Here is a 16,999-nt window from a genome sequence, read left to right as displayed (position 1 = left end):
CCGTCCCCCGCGGTCGCCCCCCCCGCGCCCTCCACCTCTCTCGCCGCGCGCCGGCTCACGCGCCACCGCCGGCGACGTCCACGGCGGCCGCCCCACCGCCGCCCACCACGCCGGCGGGCCCGCGTCAGGTCACCTACTCGGTGACCGGCACCAAAGCCCCAGGAGACATCATCTCGGTGACCTATGTCGACGCGTCCGGTCGGCGGCGCACGCAGCACAACGTGTACATCCCGTGGTCGATGACCGTCACCCCGATCTCGCAATCCGACGTGGGCTCGGTAGAGGCGTCCAGCCTGTTCCGGGTCAGCAGGCTCAATTGCTCGATCACGACCAGCGATGGGACGGTGCTCTCATCGAACAGCAACGACTCGCCGCAGACGAGCTGCTGATGGTCAGCAGATATTCGGCGTCCCGGCCCGGCGATGGCGATGACACCGTCGCGCCCGAGGTCGTCGACCGCATCCTGATGGGCACCTGCGCCGCCATATACCTGGTGCTGCTGGGCGTCAGCGTGGCGGCCGCCGTCGCGCTGGCGGACCTGGGCAGGGGCTTTCACAAGGCTGCCAGCAGCCCGCACACCACCTGGGTGCTGTACGCCGTCATCGTCGTTTCGGCGCTGATCATCGCGGCCGCGATCCCCATCCTGTTGCGCGCCCGTCGGATGTCGCAGTCCGAGCCGGCCGCTCAGGCCATGACCGCGCCGGCGCGCGGACCGGCAAGGCCTCCGGTGCGGCTGGGCTCAGGCGCCCCGCGCACCGCATCCGCCACGGTGCAATCGGCGACATCGCCCTCGGGGGCCGAGTGGTCGGGCGAGGCGGTCGATCGAATCTGGTTGCGCGGCACCGTGATACTGACCGGCACCATGGGTGCGGCGCTGATCGCGGTCGCGGCGGCGACCTATCTGATGGCGGTCGGTCACGATGGCGCTTCGTGGGCCGGATATGGGTTCGCCGGCGTCCTCGCCGCGGCCATGCCGGCGGTGGAGTGGCTGCACATTCGCCAGCTGCGCGAGGTCGTCGCCGAGCAGTAGCCACCGCGACGGGGGAGGACGCCCCGCCCATTGGTCTGGTTCGCGTCAGGGGTTCGCGCGGCACCGGCGGCGGCATCGACACGTAAACCACACAGACGACACGCCGTGCAGCGTCGCCATGACTTAAGTCTCGCGATGGTGTCGCGGGTGCGCTGACGCGACTGTGCTGATTGCCAGGCTGAATGCCTGGCTCCTCCGTCGTCCCGGAGGGCCCTGAGGAGCCAGGCCGTCGACCTAGTGCTCGGCGGCCTCGCCGTTCGTCGAACCGTTCGAACCGTCGAGGCCGTCGAGGCCGTCCTGGTGTTCGCGCAGTGCGGTCAGCGCGCGGCGCTCAGAGCCGTGCGCCGCCTCCCGCAGCGCCGCATCCTCGGACACCGGATCGGCGAACAGGAAGCTGCCGCTGCCCGGAGATCCGCCCGAGCCCAGCTTGTTCATTTTCTTGGGCAAAGCGGCGCCCTGGTAGGCCAACGGCAGCGGGTGGCCGTGGTCGTCGACCGGGCCCAGCGGCTGGTGCAGCTCGATGTAGGCACCGTGCGGCAGCCGCTTGATGATGCCCGTCTCGATGCCATGCTCGAGCACCGCGCGGTCGCTGCGCTGCAGTCCGATGCACCACCGGTAGGTGATGAAATAGACAATCGGCGGAACGATCACCATGCCGATGCGCCCGATCCACGTCGTCGCGTTCAGCGAGATGTCGAACTTGAACGCGATGATGTCGTTCATCGCCGCGAGCGTCAGCAACATGTAGAACGAGATCGCCATCGCGCCGATCGACGTGCGCACCGGCACGTCGCGCGGCCGCTGCAGCAGGTTGTGATGCGCGTTGTCACCGCTGAACCGCTTCTCCAGGAACGGGTAGATGATCAGCAGGACGAAGATGCCGCCCATGATCAGCGCCACCCAGACGGCGGCGGGAACGGTGTGGTGCCAGAAGTAGAACTCCCATGGCGGCCAGATACGCGCCAGGCCTTCGGTCCACATCATGTAGAAGTCCGGCTGCGAACCGGCCGAGACGTGAGAAGGCTTGTAGGGGCCCAGGTTCCAGATCGGGTTGATCTGCAGCAGGCCACCCAGCAGGCCCAGCACGCCGACGATCGCGGCGAAGAATGCGCCCGACTTGACGGCGAACACCGGCATCACTCGCACGCCGACCACGTTGTGCTCGGTGCGGCCGGGTCCGGGGAACTGGGTGTGCTTTTGGAACCACACCATGGCCAGGTGCAGCCCGATCAGCGCCAGGATGATGCCCGGCAGCAGCAGGATGTGCAGGGCATACATCCGTGGGATGATGTAACCCGCTGTGGCGCATTCGTTTCCGACACCACCGCAGGGGAAGTCACCGCCGAACAGGGCCCAGTGCAACCAGGTGCCGATCACCGGCATACCCAACGTGATCGAAGACAGCGCGGCACGCAACCCGATGCCCGACAACAGGTCGTCGGGCAGCGAGTAACCGAAGTAACCCTCGAACATGGCCAGGATCAGCAGCAGCGAGCCGATGACCCAGTTGGCCTCGCGGGGCCGCCGGAAGGCGCCGGTGAAGAAGATGCGGGCCAGGTGCACCATGATCGACGCGGCGAAAATCAATGCGGCCCAGTGGTGCACCTGCCGGACGAACAAACCGCCGCGCACCTCGAAGGAGATGTCGAGGGTCGATGCGAAGGCCTTCGACATGTCCACGCCGCGCAGGGGCTGATAGGCGCCGTTGTAAGTGATTTCACCCATGGACGGATCGAAGAACAACGTCAGGTACACACCGGTGAGCAGCAGCACGATGAAGCTGTACATCGCGATCTCACCCAAGAGGAACGACCAGTGGGTGGGGAACACCTTGTTCAGCTGTCTGCGAACCGCCGCCGACGGGTGGTAGCGCGTGTCGATGTCCTCGCCCTGACGGGCCAGGACATCGCCGATCTTCGGGGGGCTGAATTTCGGACTCATGTTGTCGTCCTCTCCCAGAATGCCGGTCCGACGGGCTCGACGAAGTCACCGTTGGCGACTAGATACCCGTTGGTGTCGATCGTGATCGGCAGTTGCGCCAACGCACGCGCGGCCGGCCCGAAAATGGGCTTGGCGAAGTGCAGCGCGTCGAACTGCGACTGGTGGCATGGGCACAAGATCCGGTAGGACTGCTCCTCGTACAGGGATGCGGGGCAACCCAGGTGCGAGCAGACCTTGGTGTAGGCGAAGAACTCGCCGAAGTTGAAGCTTTCCTGGCCCTGCCGCTTGACCACGCGGTCCATGTCGGTGGGCCGAACTCGGATGAGCATCACGGGGTTTCGCACACCCTGGTTGATGGCCCGCAGCCTTTCCTGCGATTCCGGGGTGGTGCCGTCGCCGTCGGACTCCCGCCACGGGAAGACGGTTTCCATGCCGCCCGCGTCGAGGTCCTCGGGCCGCATCTTGACGAACGGCGACGTGGAGGCGGAGCCGGTGGCACGTGCCAAATAGATGGTCTCGCCGTGATAGCGCGGGGTCCACCCGGAGGTGAACAGCACGGCCTTCTTGCCGTCGGCGGTCTGCACCACCGGTTTCCACGGGTTCTTGATCAACCCGCCGGCAAACGCGACCAGGGTGGACAGCCCGAACGCGCCCAGCCCCATCCCCAGCGACAGGCCGATCAGCTTGCGCCGACCGACGGTCGAACCCCCGTACGCGTCGGCCAGGTTGGCCACCACCGTCTTGCGGTCGACGTCACGCGAGGCGCCGTCATGGCGCTCCTGGATCGAAATCTCTTCCGGGATAAAGCGTTTCTGATACAGGATGACCCCGATCCCGATCGAGAGGATCGCCATCCCGAAGGTCAGCCCGTACAGCGGGGTGGTCAGGTCGTAGAGGAAGCTTCCGGCCTCCTCCTTGGGCTTGTACTCCCAGGGCCAGAACAAGAAGATCAGCAGCAGCGCCAGCCCGAAGAAGCCGCCCAGCAAAAGCCAGAGGGCGACGCCACGCTCGGCGCGCTTTTCGGCTTTGGTGCCCTCGATCGGCCAACGGGGTTCCTTGAACACCGTTTCGACGCCGTCCAGTTTGCCGCCCAGCGCGACCAGTTCCTGCTGCGACATGGCGGCCAGGGCCGCGTCGTCGGGCTCTCTTTGACCGACGCCGTGCGCGCTCCCGCCGGTGTCAGAGCCGCGACCGGCTTCCTGATCCAAGGCGTCGCTCATGCTCGTGCCCCAATCCACAGTGCCAACCCGATGGCGGCGACCATCCCGATGATCCAGGCGGCCATACCTTCGGGTGCGGGCCCGAATCCACCCAGGCCGTAGCCGCCCGGCTGGCGCTCCTCGGTCACCGCCTTGATGTAGCCGATGATGTCCTTCTTGGCCTCGAAAGACAGCTGACGGTCGGAGAACTTCGGCATGTTCTGCGGACCGGTCCGCATGGCCGCCAGGATCTGCTGCTCGTTGGCGGGCTCCAGATCCGGCGCGTACTTACCGGACGACAGCGCCCCGCCCTTGCCGGTGAAGTTGTGGCACGACGAGCAGTTCAGCCGGAACAGGTCGCCGCCGCGGCCCAGGTCTTGGCCGCGCAGCGAGTGCATCGCCAGGCTGCCGTCCGGGTTGCGCACCGTGGTCGGACCGCCGCCGTTGGCCTGGACGTAGGCGCCCAGCGCGTCGACCTGACCCTCGTCGAAGATCGGTTCCTTGCGCGGCGCCTGGGCCTCACCGGTCATCGCCGGCATCCGGCCGGTCGACACCTGGAAGTAGACGGCTTCCTCGCCGACGCCGATCAGGCTCGGCCCGCGGTCGGGGACACCCTGCAGGTTGGCGCCGTGGCAGGACACGCACGACGTGTCGAACAACTGCTTGCCCGTGCGCAGCAGCGCCGAGTTCGACTCGTCGGCGACGGCCACCTGCGGCCGCGGCGTCAGGACGGCGGCCAAACCGCCGGCGATGGTCAGCGCGATCAGCAGCAGCAGACCGCCGGACAGCCGCCTACGCAGCCGCCGTCGCGAACGGTCATGCTGCCCCCGTGGCGGCTTGGCCGCACCGGATCGGGTCGATCCCAGTTTCTTCAACCGAGCACTCCTGTTCGTCCGGCGCCTGCTCATCGGATGAAATAGATCACGGCGAACAGCGCGATCCACACGATGTCGACGAAATGCCAGTAGTACGAGACGACGATGCTGGCCGTAGCCTGCGCCGGTGTGAACTTGCTCATCGCGGTGCGGGCCAGCAAGAAGATGAAGGCGATCAACCCGCCGGTGACGTGCAGGCCGTGGAATCCGGTCGCCAGGTAGAACACGCTGCCGTAGGCGCTGCCGGGGATGGTGGTCCCGTGCGACATCAGGTGGTAGTACTCGTAGCCCTGGCCGCAAACGAAGAACAGGCCCATCAGGAAGGTCAGCACGTACCAGCGGCGCAGCCCGAACACATCGCCGCGCTCGGCCGCGAACACCCCCATCTGACAGGTGAACGACGACGCGATCAGCACCAATGTGACGGGGACGGCCTGGTAAAGGTTGAGCTCGGTCGGCGGCGGCGGCCACTTGCCACCCGATTGGGCACGGGCGGTGAAGTACATCGCGAAGAGGCCAGCAAAGAACATCAGCTCGCTGGAAAGCCAAACGATGGTGCCGACGCTGACCATGTTGGGTCGGTTCAGCGAATGCACCCGCGACGTAATTGCAGTACCCGAAGTAGCGGCAGCGCTGGTCACATACGCAAGTATGACGCTTTGTAGTTGTTGAACTCCACCCGGGGCGGCATTTGATGTTTGGCGAGTCGCACCGGCGAGCGCAGCGGGCGGCTCGCGGCGACGATTGGGGCTGGTGTGGTCCGCGTGGGACCATCGGCGCGTGGCTTTGTCATCTGAGGCGTCCGGCGCGTCCGCGACATCGTGGCCGCGGGTCCTGTCTCGTCTGACCGGCGGTCAGGACCTGGCGCGCGGGCAGGCCGCCTGGGCCATGGACCAGATCATGGCCGGCGACGCCAGCCCCGCCCAGATCGCTGCCTTCGCGGTGGCGATGCAGGTGAAGATCCCCACGTCGGCCGAAGTCATCGAGCTGGCCGAGGTGATGCTCGACCATGCGCTGCCGATGCCGGCCGGCGCCATCCGCGACGACACGGTCGACATCGTCGGTACCGGTGGCGACGGCGTCAGCACCGTGAACCTGTCCACGATGGCGGCCATCGTGGCCGCGGCCGCCGGTGTGCCGGTGGTCAAACACGGCAACCGGGCGGCCTCGTCGCTGTCCGGCGGCGCCGACACACTCGAGGCGCTCGGCATCCGGATCGACCTCGGGCCCGAAGAGGTCGCACGCAGCCTCGCCGAGGTCGGCATCGCGTTCTGCTTCGCCCCGCTGTTCCACCCGTCCTATCGGCACACCTCCGCGGTGCGCCGCGAGATCGGTGTGCCGACGGTGTTCAATCTCCTTGGGCCGCTTACCAATCCGGCCAGACCACGGGCCGGATTGATCGGCTGCGCGTTCGCTGACCTCTCCGAGGTGATGGCCGGTGTATTCGCCGCCCGCCGGTCCAGTGTGCTGGTGGTGCACGGCGACGACGGACTCGACGAGCTGACGACCACCACCACCAGCACGATCTGGCGGGTGCAGGCCGGCACCGTGGACAAGCTGACCTTCGATCCGGCCGGATTCGGTTTTCCCAGAGCCGATCTCGATGACCTGCTGGGCGGTGACGCGCAGGCCAACGCGGCCGAGGTGCGTGCGGTGCTGGCCGGTGGCAAGGGCCCGGTGCGCGACGCCGTCATCCTCAACGCCGCCGGCGCGATCGTCGCCCACGCCGGGTTATCCAGCCGCGCTGAATGGTTGCCGGCGTGGGAGGACGGGTTGGCCCGCGCGGGTAAGGCCATCGATTCCGGTGCGGCCGAACAACTGCTGGCGCGATGGGTGCGGTTCGGACAACAGGTCTGATTCCCGGAGGGCCTGCTCGCTGGCCAGTCGCGCCGAGCGCGCCGACGCGGCCCACGCGGACCAGGCGCCCGCCGATCCCAGCGGGGAGGCCCAGCCGTCCTCGGCGACCCGAACGATCCGCGCCCCGGCCGTCGTCAGCCAGCGCATGATGAGCGCGGTCTCCTCGACCAGTGCGCCGCCCAGGGGTGCCGGTGTGAGCAAAATCGCTTGTGCCCCAGCAACGATCGCGTCGATGACCGGCATCGGCGGTACCCCACGCCGGGCGCAGCCCGCCGCGGCGAGTTGGCCGTGGCGGATGACGGCCAGGTGATAGCCGCCCTGGCCATCGGGCGCGGCGGCGACCAGTTCGGGCAACGCGGCCAGCGCACGCAGCCGCTGACCGCGCCACAGCGTCTCGACCGCGGTGACGGTCCGGTCGCGCAGTCGCGCGGCGCTCTCGAAGTGATGCCGCTCGGCGAGCGCTTTGACCTGGTCCACGGCCGCGGTCAGCGCGGTGTTGTCCGCGCCGTCGATCAATGCGGCGGCCCGTGCCACGGCGGCGGCGTACTGAATGGCGGTGGCGTCACGCGCGGCCGGGCACGGCGACACCTCGGCCTCGGCGCACAGCGGCCCATGCAGCGCCGAGCGCCCCAGCCGGTTGGTGCAGGTTCGCAACCCGGTGAACCGGGCCAGCAGGGCGGCCGTGTCGGCGGCGTCGGCGCGGGCCCGGAACGGGCCGACGGCGCGGTCGTGCCGCGGCGCCCGCACCACCGCCAGGCGAGGGAAGGCCTCCTCGGTCAGCACCACCCACCACCAGCGGTGCGGGAACCTGGATCGCCGGTTGTACGGCGGGGCGTGGGCGGCCAGCAGCCGCAGTTCACGCACGCCCGCCTCCAGGGCGTGGGCGCATTCCACGTGGTCGACCGCGCCGGCCAGCGCGACCATCTCCTTCATGCGGCCCCGGGGGTCGGCGCCGGTGAAGTACTGATTGACCCGTCGTCGCAGGTCGACAGCGGTGCCGATGTAGAGCACTCCCCAGCTGCGCGGGGGCCCCGCGCCCGCCGGCCCGCGAAACAGATACACACCGGGCTGGTGCGGCAGGTCCTCGGCGAGCACCCGCTTGCGGCGCTGGGTGGCTGTCACGTCCGGCAGGTAGGCGCGCAGGTCGGCGTAGGTGTGCACGCCCTGGTTGCCCACTCGCTCGATGAGGGCGTGCAACACGTCGACGGTGGCGCGCGCGTCGTCGAGGGCGCGGTGGGTGGGCTGGGTGGTAACGGCGAACAGCCGCGCCAGGGAGGCCAGCCGCACGCTGGGCGCTTCCTCGCGGCTGAGGACCCGGCGGGCCAGCCGGACCGTGCACAACACCTGGGGCCGCGGCCAGGCGATATCGCACTGCTGCGCGGCGGCACGCAGGAAGCCGGCGTCGAACCCGGCATTGTGGGCGACGAGCACGGCTCCGCGGTCGAACCCGGCGAACTCCAAGAACATCGGCAGCACCGCGTCGATGGTCGGCGCGTCGGTGACCATTGCGGTGGTGATGCCGGTCAGCTGCACGATCTGCGGCGGGATGCTGCGCTGCGGGTCCACCAGCGTGGCGAACTCGCCGAGCACCGCGCCGCCGCGCACCTTAACCGCCCCGATTTCGGTAATCGCGTCGGGAACGGTTCCGCCGGTGCTCTTGGTGCGCCCACCGGTGGTCTCCAGGTCGACCACGACGAAGGTCGTTTCGCGCAGGGAGAGCTCGTCGGGCGTGAACGGCGACCCCACATCGGCGAAGCTCAGCTGAGTCGCACCCCTGGAAGCCACGGCGGTGACGTTAAGGGGGAAGACCGACACCCGCGCGGCTCCCACGCCGGGCGCGGGCGGAATGCGAGGCGGATACGTGTCGGTGCCCGCGGTTACCGTTCGGGCAGTGCGGCGTGGTGTGCGCCGAAGTCAGAGCGAGAGGACCGATCCGATGGCACCAAGAAGTGGACCTAACGACATCGGGATGACGCCGCCGGAGCCGGGGACGCCGGTGGTGATCGATTGCGACGAGTGCGCGGTGCGTGGCCCCGGCTGCCGCGACTGTGTCGTCAGCGTGATACTCGGGGTTCCGGATACTTTATTGCAGGATGAACGGGCGGCTTTGGAGGTTCTTGCCGAGGCCGGCTTGGCGCCGCGACTTCGTCTGGTCCCGATTCGTCGGGATCGAGGATCTGGTGTAGCGTAATTGCCTTGTCCCACAAAGGTCCTCGGGCCATGCCAAACGATTCACATAGAAATGACAGAATTCTTTCTAATTTCTTAACCGCTCGCTTTGGACAAACGCCGATATCGTTTCGTAACCTGTTTGAGACCTAAACCAGCTCGACGGAACTAATTCGTCGATGGCCGTTTAAGGAAGCAAATCTTGAGGCTTGACTCTAGGTACCCGGTTGCGCGTGTCCTGACACGTTCGGCCATAGGGGCACTAGCTGGCTTCGCGATCTTCTTCGGCGTGACGACCGCCCCCGTGTGGGGCGACCCGGCCGAAGACGCCACGGCGAAACTCAACGAACTGTCCCGTCAGGCCGAGCAGACCACCGAGGCCATGCACAGCGCCCAGCTCGACCTGAACGACAAGCTGGCCGCGCAGCGCGCCGCGGACAAGAAGCACACCGACGACCAGGCCGCGGTCGATGCGGCAAAGGCGCATCTGTCGTCGTATCAGGATTCGGTCAACAAGCTGGCGGCCGCGACCTACATGGGCGGCCGCGTCGACGGCATGCAGGCCATCCTGACCGCCGGCTCGCCGCAGGGCCTGATTGACAAGCTGGCCGTGCAGCGGGTGATGGCCGCGCAGATGGCCAGCCAGATGAAGAGCTACCGGATCGCCGGCGAGCAGGCCGCCAAAGCCGAGCGCGAGTCCGCCAAGTCGGCCGCGGAAGCCAAGAGCGCGGCCGAGCAGGCCGCCGCGGTGCGGGCGAGCCTGCAGTCCAAGCAGAGCCAGCTGCAGGTGCAGATTGCCGTCGTCAAGTCGCAATACCTTTCGTTGACCGCCGACCAGCGCACCGCGCTGGCCAATCCCGGACCGGCCGTGCCCGGCCCGGGTGCCCCGGCGCCGGAAGCGGCGCCCCCGGGCACACCCCCGGGCCAGGCGCCGGGTGAGGCTCCGCCCGCCGGCGGAATGCCCGGCGTGCCCGGCATGGCTCCCGGCGGTGTCGGCGGCGGCGACCGCGCCACCGTCGTGCAGGCCGCGCTGACCCAGGTCGGTTCGCCCTACGTGTGGGGCGGCGCTGCGCCCGGCGGATTCGACTGCTCCGGCCTGGTGATGTGGGCGTTCCAGCAGGCCGGTATCTCGCTGCCGCACTCCAGCCAGGCGATGGCCCACGGCGGTCAGCCGGTGGCGCTGTCGGATCTGCAGCCCGGCGACGTGCTGACCTTCTATTCCGACGCGTCGCACGCCGGGCTCTACATCGGCGACGGCATGATGATCCACTCGTCCACCTACGGTGTGCCGGTGCGGGTGGTGCCGATGAACTCCTCCGGCCCGATCTACGACGCTCGTCGTTACTAGAAACCTGCCGCCGCGCCGGCGGCTCCCGTGGCTGCTGGCTTGGCTTTTCGCCGTCGAACTCCTCGTGGTCGCGGCCGTGCCGTTCGATGCCGTGCGCGAGAGCCGGATCCGACCCGCGCAGCTGGTCATGCCCGTCCGCAGCCACGTCGGTGCGTCAACCAAGTCGATCACCGTAGGCGATCGCGCCGTGCGGTTGTCGGGCCTCGGCGGGCCCGCCAGTGACCGGCTGCTGACGCGGGTGGCCGCGGAGATGGGTGCCGCGATCGCGGCGGTGGAGTCGTTCTGGGGCATCGACTGGCCCCGGGAGATCTCCGTGGTCGCGCCCGGTACGGACGAGGAATTCCGCGCCGCCGCCGGAGGGGGACCGGCGTCCCAGTGGGCCGATATCGCCGCCGTGACGGTCGTCGACCGCGTCGATCCCGTTCGCCGGGTTGCCGTCGGCCAGCGGATCGTGTTCGCGCCGGGCGCCGCCGGAATGAGCGCCGCCTCATTGCGAATCGTGTTGGCTCACGAGCTGTTTCACTACGCCGCCCGCACCGACACCGTCGCGGATGCACCCCGCTGGCTCACCGAAGGGGTGGCCGACTTCGTCGGCCGCCCACCTACGCCGGTGCCCGCCGACGGCTTGCTACCCATGACGCTGCCCACCGACAGCGACCTGGACGAGCCGGGGGCGCAGCGCTCGCTGGCCTATGACCGCGCGTGGTTGTTCGCCCGATTCGTTGCCGACGCCTATGGACCGCCGAAGTTGCGCGACCTCTACCTGGCCACCTGCGGCATCCGGCACGCCGACATGGCCGCCGCCAGCCAAGACGTCTTGGGCACCAGCCCGGCCGCCCTGCTCACGCGCTGGCAGCAGTGGCTCACCCACTAGGGCCGCCCGCCCGGCCCACGGCCGCGGTCCAGCTCGGACCGTCTGCACGGGCCCCGTCGTCGCCAAGCTAGCCTGACGCAGGTGAGTCGGGTCCTGCTGGTTACCAACGACTTTCCGCCCCGACCGGGCGGCATCCAGTCGTATCTCGGCGAGTTCGTCGGCCGGCTGGCCGATGCCGGGTCGCACTCGGTGACGGTGTACGCGCCGCAATGGAAGGGCGCCGAGGCGTATGACGAGGCCGCCAAATTTCGGGTGGTGCGCCATCCGGGCACGCTGATGCTGCCCGGCCCGGCGGTCGATGCCCGGATGCGGCGGCTGATCGCCGAGGAGGACATCGACACCGTCTGGTTCGGCGCGGCCGCACCGCTGGCGCTGCTGGCCCAGCGCGCCCGCGGGGCCGGGGCGAGCCGGGTGCTGGCCAGCACGCACGGCCACGAGGTCGGGTGGTCGATGCTGCCGATCGCGCGCTCCGTGCTGCGCCGCATCGGTGACGACGCCGACGTCGTCACCTTCGTCAGCCGCTACACCCGTTCCCGGTTCGCGCCGGCCTTCGGCCCCAGCGCCTCGCTGGAACACCTGCCGCCAGGAGTGGACACAGATCGATTCCGGCCCGATCGGGCCGGCCGCGCGCAGCTGCGTGACCGCTACGGGCTGGGGGAGCGGCCCACCGTGGTATGCGTGTCCCGGCTGGTGCCGCGTAAAGGCCAGGACATGCTCATCAAAGCCCTGCCGTCGATCCGGCGACGCGTCGAGGGCGCCGCCCTAGTCATCGTCGGTGGCGGTCCCTATGCCGATTCGCTGCGCGCATTGACCCGCGAGTGCGGGGTGGCTGACGATGTGACCTTCACCGGCGGTGTACCGGCCGCCGAGTTGCCCACGCACCACGCGCTGGCCGACGTGTTCGCGATGCCGTGCCGCACCCGCGGCGCGGGGCTGGACGTCGAGGGACTGGGCATTGTGTTCCTTGAGGCCTCGGCGACCGGCGTGCCGGTGATCGCCGGAAAATCCGGGGGGGCGCCAGAAACGGTGCGGCACAACAAGACCGGGCTGGTCGTCGACGGGCGCGAGGTGGACGAGATCGCCGACGCCGTCACCGAGCTGCTGACCGATCGCGACCGGGCCGCCGCGATGGGCGCGGCCGGGCGCGAGTGGGTGACGGCACAGTGGCGCTGGGACACCCTGGCGAAGCGGTTGGGCACGCTGCTCGGCTGAACGGTGATGCGGCCGCTAGTCCTTTTCGTAGATGGCCTCGATGTCGGAGGCGAACTTCTCGGCCACCACGTTGCGTTTGACCTTCATCGTCGGCGTGAGTTCACCGGTGTCCTCGGTGAAGTCGACCGGCAGGATGCGGAACTTGCGAATCGACTCCGCGTGCGACACCGCCTGATTCGCGTCCTTGATCGCCGCGTCCACCTCGGCGACCAGGTCGGGGTCGGTGGTCAGATCGCTCACCGACGCGCCCGCCCCCTTCTGGTTGCGCTGCTTCCAGCCGTCGAACGCTTCCGGGTCGATGGTGATCAACGCGCCGATGAAGGGCTTGTTGTCCCCGACGACCATCGCCTGGCTGATCAACGGATGCGCCCGCAGCCGGTCCTCGAGGACGGCCGGTGCGACGTTCTTGCCGCCGGCGGTCACGATGATTTCCTTCTTGCGCCCGGTGATCTTCAAGAAGCCGTCTTCGTCGAGGACGCCCAGATCGCCGGTCCTGAACCAGCCGTCGGTGAAGGCGTCTTCGGTGGCCTGCTCGTTGCGCCAGTAACCGCTGAACACCACGCCGCCGCGCACCAACAGCTCGCCGTCGTCGGCGATGCGCATGCTGTTGCCGGGCACCAACGTTCCGACGGTGCCGATCTTGACGTTGCCGACCTGGTTGACCGTGATTGCCGAGCTGGTCTCGGTCAGGCCGTAGCCCTCGTGGATGGTCAGGCCCACGCCACGGTAGAAGTGCCCCAGCCGCGAGCCCAGCGGCGCTCCGCCGGAGACAGCCGCGTGGCAGTCACCGCCCAGCGCGGCGCGCAATTTGTTGTACACCAGCCGGTCGAACAAGGCGTGCTTGGCGCGCAGCGCGAGCCCGCGGCGGCCGCGGTCCTGCGCCTCGCTCCAGTCGACGGCGGTCTGCACGGCCGTCGCGAAGATGCGGCCCTTGCCGTCGTTGGAGGCGTTCTGCTCGGCGGTGTTGTAGACCTTCTCGAACACCCGCGGCACCGACACCACCACGGTCGGCTTGAACACCGCGAACAGCGGCACCAGGTTCTTGATGTCGCTGGTGAAGCCCACGGTGACCTTGTTGGCGAACGCGGACAACGTCAGTGATCGCGCCAGCACGTGTGCCAACGGCAGGAAAACCAGCAGCCGCTGTCCCTCGTCGAGCAGCGTCGGCAGGCTCTCCTTGGCGCCGCGGGTCTCGTACAGCAGATTCGAGTGTGTCAGCTGGCAGCCCTTGGGTCGTCCGGTGGTGCCCGAGGTGTAGATGAGGGTCGCCGGGTCCTCGGCGCGCAGTTCCTCGAGGCGCGCGGTCAGCTCGGCCTGATCCACCGACGCCCCGGCCTCCACCAGCTGGTCGAGTGCCTTGGGACCCGAACCGTCGATGTGCAGCACTCGGCGCAGTGCGGGCAGTTCGGCGGTCAGCTCGGTCACCATCGCCGCGTGCTCGTCGGTCTCGGCGAACGCCAGCACCGCCTCGGAGTCCTGCAGCACCCAGCGGACCTGCTCGGCCGACGACGTCTCGTAGATGGGCACGGTGACCGCGCCCACCGCCAGGATCGCCAGGTCGAGGATCGCCCATTCGTAGCGGGTGGCCGAGAAGATGGACACCCGGTCGCCGGCCTGCACCCCCAGGGAGATCAAACCAAGTGCGGCGGAGCGGATCTGATCAGCCGCCTCAGCGCAGGTGACGTCCGTCCACTCACCCTCGACCTGACGTTGGTAGATGACGAAGCTGGGGTCATCGCGCTCGTGTTCGAAGACCATCGCGGCGATGTTGTCCTGTTCGCCGACGGAAAAGCGGGCGGGGACGCTGTACTCACGCACTCTTTTGACCTCGATTGACCTCGTGAAGATTCCCGGGAGCCGGGTTGCTGCCGACCAGCCTAATCCGCGCGTTGACCCAGCACGGCCGGAGTGGTCAGGCCGCCCCCGCAATTGCCCGCCGTGACGTGCTGAGCGCCCTGGACGGCGCCGCGGGCCGGTGTGTGAAGCTGTGATCATGAGCAGCATCCAGATCGCGGATGAGACGTTTGTCGCCGCTGACGGCGCGCGGGTCGGGGCCGCGGTCGCCAATCAGTCGAGTTGGCGCCGCTGGTGGCCGGACCTGCGGCTGCAGGTCGTCGAGGAGCGCGGGGAAAAGGGCATTCGGTGGGCGGTGACCGGCGCGCTGACCGGGACCATGGAGATCTGGCTGGAGCCGTCGCTGGACGGCGTCGTGCTGCACTACTTCCTGCACGCCGAGCCCACCGGGGTGGCGGCCTGGCAGCTGGCCAAGATGAACTTGGCGAAGATGACGCACCGCCGTCGGGTGGCGGGCAAGAAAATGGCCTTCGAGGTCAAGGCGACACTGGAACGGTCACGTCCGGTCGGAGTTTCTCCGGTAGTTTAGCCGGGTCAGGTCCGCGCGGAGAGTACCGTGTCGGACCGAGACCCCAGGGATCCCCCACATCGGAGGGGTCGATCCGTTCGCGGGAGAGAGGGCAGTAACCAGGTGGCGGAGAAGACGACGCAGACCATCTATATCGATGCCGACCCGGGCACCGTCATGCAGGTGATCGCGGATATCGATTCCTACCCGCAGTGGATCTCGGAGTACAAGGAAGCCGAGGTTCAGGAGAAGGACGCCGACGGCTACCCGAAAGTTGCGCGGATCGTCATGGACGCCACCGTCATCAAGGACACAATGGTGATGTCCTACACGTGGCCCAAAGATCGCCAGTCCGTGAGCTGGACGCTGGTGTCGAGCTCGCTCCTGCGTTCCCTTGAAGGTTCGTATCGGTTGGCGGCCAAAGGATCTGGAACCGAAGTCACCTACGAACTGTCCGTCGACCTGGCCATGCCGATGATCGGCCTGCTCAAGCGCAAGGCCGAGCGCCGGCTGACCGACACCGCCCTGAAGGATCTGAAGAAACGAGTCGAGGCTGAGTGAGTCCGCTGCGCCTGCCCCGGCCCGGATCAGCCTTTTCGTCGGCAAAGGCGGGGTAGGGAAATCCACCCTGGCTTGCGCCACCGCCGTCGGTGCAGCGAGCGCCGGGCAGCGAGTGCTTGTGGTCTCGACCGACCAGGCGCATTCGCTGGGTGACGTGCTGGGCATCGCCGTCTCGCCGAGTCAGGGCGAACCGGTGCGCGTGCTGGCCGACCTGGAAACCGGGCAGGTCGAGGCCGGCGGCGGCTTCCTCGACGCACTGGCATTGGACACGCTGGCACTGCTCGAGGCCCGGTGGCATGACGTGGTCGCCACGCTGGACCGGCGTTTCCCCGATTCGGAACTGAGTACCATTGCGCCCGAAGAACTTTCGGCGCTACCGGGAGTTCAGGAAGTGCTCGGTCTGCACGCCGTCGGTGAGTTGGCCCGCTCGGGAGAATGGGACCGCGTGGTGGTGGACTGCGCGTCGACCGCCGATGCCCTGCGGATGTTGACGCTGCCCGCGACCTTCGGGCTGTATGTCGAGCGGGCGTGGCCGCGGCATCGCCGGCTGTCCGTCAGCGCCGACGATGCGCGGTCGGCCGCGGTGGTCGAACTGCTGGAGCGGATCAGCTCGAGCGGGGAAGCGCTCAGCACATTGCTCACCGACGGTGATCTGGTCAGCGCGCATCTGGTGCTGACCCCCGAGCGGGTGGTCGCGGCCGAGGCGGCCCGAACGCTGGGCTCACTGGCCCTGATGGGGGTGCGCGTCGAAGAGCTGCTCGTGAACCAGGTTCTGTTGCAAGACGATTCATATGAATACCGCAACCTGCCCGAACACCCGGCCTTCTACTGGTACACCGAGCGCATCGTCGAGCAGCAGGGTGTGCTCGACGAGCTCGACGCCACCATCGGTGAGGTGGCGCTGGTGATGACCCCGCACCTGTCCGGAGAACCGATCGGTGCCAAGGCGCTGAGCGGCCTGCTCGACGCCGCGCGGCGGCGGGGCGGCGCGGCGCCACCCGGTCCGCTGCGGCCCACCGTGGATCTCGAGTCCGGTACCGGGCTAGGGTCCGTCTACCGAATGCGGCTGGCGTTGCCGCAACTCGATCCGTCGGCCTTGACGTTGGGCCGCGTCGATGACGATCTGATCATCAGTGCCGGGGGATTGCGGCGCAGGGTTAGGTTGGCATCAGTACTTCGACGGTGCACGGTGCTGGACGCACACCTGCGAGGTAGCGAGCTGACGGTGCGTTTTCGACCAGATCCGGAGGTGTGGCCGAAGTGAGTGGGGCTCATTCCGACATCGGTCCGGAACTGCGCAGGCTCGCCCAGACGATCCTGGACGGTATCGACCCCGCGGTGCGCGCGGCGGCGGCGCTGACGGCCGGCGCCGGCGTCGGCACCGGCAAGTGTCAGCAGATCTGGTGTCCGGTGTGCGCGCTCGCCGCGTTGGCAGCCGGCGAACAGCATCCGCTGCTCACCGCTATCGCCGACCACAGCGTCGCCCTGCTCGGGGTGATCCGCGACATCGTCAACGACATCGACCGGTCCGCCAAGCCGACCCCCGAACCGCCGAACGGTCCCCCCGGCGA

The 16,999-nt window shown here is 68.4% G+C and carries 15 protein-coding genes and 2 pseudogenes; 11 read left to right on the top strand and 6 right to left on the bottom strand.

The window, feature by feature from the left end; all coding sequences use genetic code 11:
- Together A5753_RS14360 and A5753_RS14355 are read left to right on the top strand one after the other, a co-directional pair.
- Positions 1-389, top strand: a pseudogene (locus A5753_RS14360) (MmpS family transport accessory protein); the annotation flags it as partial.
- Positions 389-1,030, top strand: coding sequence for a DUF2561 family protein (locus A5753_RS14355; RefSeq protein ID WP_067128998.1), 642 nt, complete (start codon positions 389-391; stop codon positions 1,028-1,030). The pseudogene A5753_RS14360 and the gene A5753_RS14355, both read left to right, overlap by 1 nt.
- A 234-nt stretch (positions 1,031-1,264) precedes the next feature.
- On the opposite strand, the gene A5753_RS14350 is transcribed toward A5753_RS14355, so the two are convergent.
- From A5753_RS14350 to A5753_RS14335, 4 genes are read right to left on the bottom strand one after another with little or no spacing between them, the layout of a single operon-like run.
- On the bottom strand, positions 1,265-2,971 hold the full coding sequence (locus A5753_RS14350) for a cytochrome bc complex cytochrome b subunit (RefSeq protein WP_067128995.1): 1,707 nt from the start codon (positions 2,969-2,971) through the stop codon (positions 1,265-1,267).
- Entirely contained in the window at positions 2,968-4,191 is a 1,224-nt protein-coding gene (locus A5753_RS14345; RefSeq protein WP_067128992.1) for a ubiquinol-cytochrome c reductase iron-sulfur subunit, read from the bottom strand. Before A5753_RS14345 ends, A5753_RS14350 begins: the two co-directional genes overlap by 4 nt.
- A complete protein-coding gene (locus tag A5753_RS14340; protein WP_067128989.1) occupies positions 4,188-5,045 on the bottom strand; it encodes a cytochrome c in 858 nt (285 codons plus the stop codon). Before A5753_RS14340 ends, A5753_RS14345 begins: the two co-directional genes overlap by 4 nt.
- A 29-nt stretch (positions 5,046-5,074) precedes the next feature.
- Positions 5,075-5,686 carry a heme-copper oxidase subunit III gene (locus A5753_RS14335; RefSeq protein WP_082971318.1) on the bottom strand — a complete coding sequence of 204 codons (612 nt, stop codon included), beginning with the start codon at positions 5,684-5,686 and terminating at the stop codon, positions 5,075-5,077.
- Between the two features lie 139 nt (positions 5,687-5,825).
- On the opposite strand from A5753_RS14335, the gene trpD reads away from it, so the two are divergent.
- Positions 5,826-6,902, top strand: a complete 1,077-nt coding sequence (gene trpD, locus A5753_RS24875; RefSeq protein WP_231990078.1) for an anthranilate phosphoribosyltransferase — start codon at positions 5,826-5,828, stop codon at positions 6,900-6,902.
- Here the strand turns inward: trpD and A5753_RS14320 are convergent.
- Positions 6,840-8,687: pseudogene (locus tag A5753_RS14320) on the bottom strand (DEDD exonuclease domain-containing protein); the annotation flags it as partial. The gene trpD and the pseudogene A5753_RS14320 sit on opposite strands and share 63 nt — an antisense overlap.
- A gap of 151 nt (positions 8,688-8,838) precedes the next feature.
- Between A5753_RS14320 and A5753_RS23885 the strand changes: the two are divergent.
- The 4 genes from A5753_RS23885 (at position 8,839) to pimB (ending at position 12,505) form a co-directional block, all read left to right on the top strand.
- On the top strand, positions 8,839-9,093 hold the full coding sequence (locus A5753_RS23885) for a hypothetical protein (RefSeq protein WP_082971316.1): 255 nt from the start codon (positions 8,839-8,841) through the stop codon (positions 9,091-9,093).
- A 180-nt stretch (positions 9,094-9,273) separates the two neighbouring features.
- Entirely contained in the window at positions 9,274-10,419 is a 1,146-nt protein-coding gene (ripC, locus tag A5753_RS14315; RefSeq protein ID WP_067128983.1) for a peptidoglycan hydrolase RipC, read from the top strand.
- A 31-nt stretch (positions 10,420-10,450) separates the two neighbouring features.
- A complete protein-coding gene (locus A5753_RS14310) occupies positions 10,451-11,293 on the top strand; it encodes a DUF4157 domain-containing protein (RefSeq protein WP_067128979.1) in 843 nt (280 codons plus the stop codon).
- Between the two features lie 81 nt (positions 11,294-11,374).
- Positions 11,375-12,505 (top strand): GDP-mannose-dependent alpha-(1-6)-phosphatidylinositol monomannoside mannosyltransferase, encoded by a 1,131-nt coding sequence (gene pimB / locus A5753_RS14305; RefSeq protein ID WP_067128976.1) that lies wholly within the window; start codon positions 11,375-11,377, stop codon positions 12,503-12,505.
- Positions 12,506-12,520: 15 nt separating this feature from the next.
- Here pimB and A5753_RS14300 read toward each other — a convergent pair whose 3' ends face one another.
- Positions 12,521-14,323: a long-chain fatty acid--CoA ligase gene (locus A5753_RS14300; RefSeq protein ID WP_067128973.1), complete on the bottom strand. Its 1,803-nt coding sequence runs from the start codon at positions 14,321-14,323 to the stop codon at positions 12,521-12,523.
- 175 nt (positions 14,324-14,498) lie between these two features.
- Here A5753_RS14300 and A5753_RS14295 point away from each other — a divergent pair, with 175 nt between their 5' ends.
- The 4 genes from A5753_RS14295 to A5753_RS14280 form a co-directional block, all read left to right on the top strand.
- Positions 14,499-14,888, top strand: a complete 390-nt coding sequence (locus A5753_RS14295; RefSeq protein WP_067128970.1) for a polyketide cyclase / dehydrase and lipid transport — start codon at positions 14,499-14,501, stop codon at positions 14,886-14,888.
- Positions 14,889-14,990: 102 nt separating this feature from the next.
- Complete coding sequence (locus A5753_RS14290) at positions 14,991-15,428, top strand: SRPBCC family protein (protein WP_067128967.1); 438 nt, start codon at positions 14,991-14,993, stop codon at positions 15,426-15,428.
- Complete coding sequence (locus tag A5753_RS14285) at positions 15,421-16,692, top strand: ArsA family ATPase (protein ID WP_197694694.1); 1,272 nt, start codon at positions 15,421-15,423, stop codon at positions 16,690-16,692. Before A5753_RS14290 ends, A5753_RS14285 begins: the two co-directional genes overlap by 8 nt.
- A partial coding sequence (locus A5753_RS14280) for a hypothetical protein (RefSeq protein WP_067129001.1) occupies positions 16,689-16,999 on the top strand: 311 nt, incomplete at its 3' end. The genes A5753_RS14285 and A5753_RS14280, both read left to right, overlap by 4 nt.

This window comes from Mycobacterium sp. 852002-51971_SCH5477799-a (assembly GCF_001667145.1).
Lineage (GTDB): Bacteria > Actinomycetota > Actinomycetes > Mycobacteriales > Mycobacteriaceae > Mycobacterium.
The sequence above is the reverse complement of the archived record's forward strand: the minus strand, read 5'-3'. Positions and strand labels throughout refer to the sequence as shown.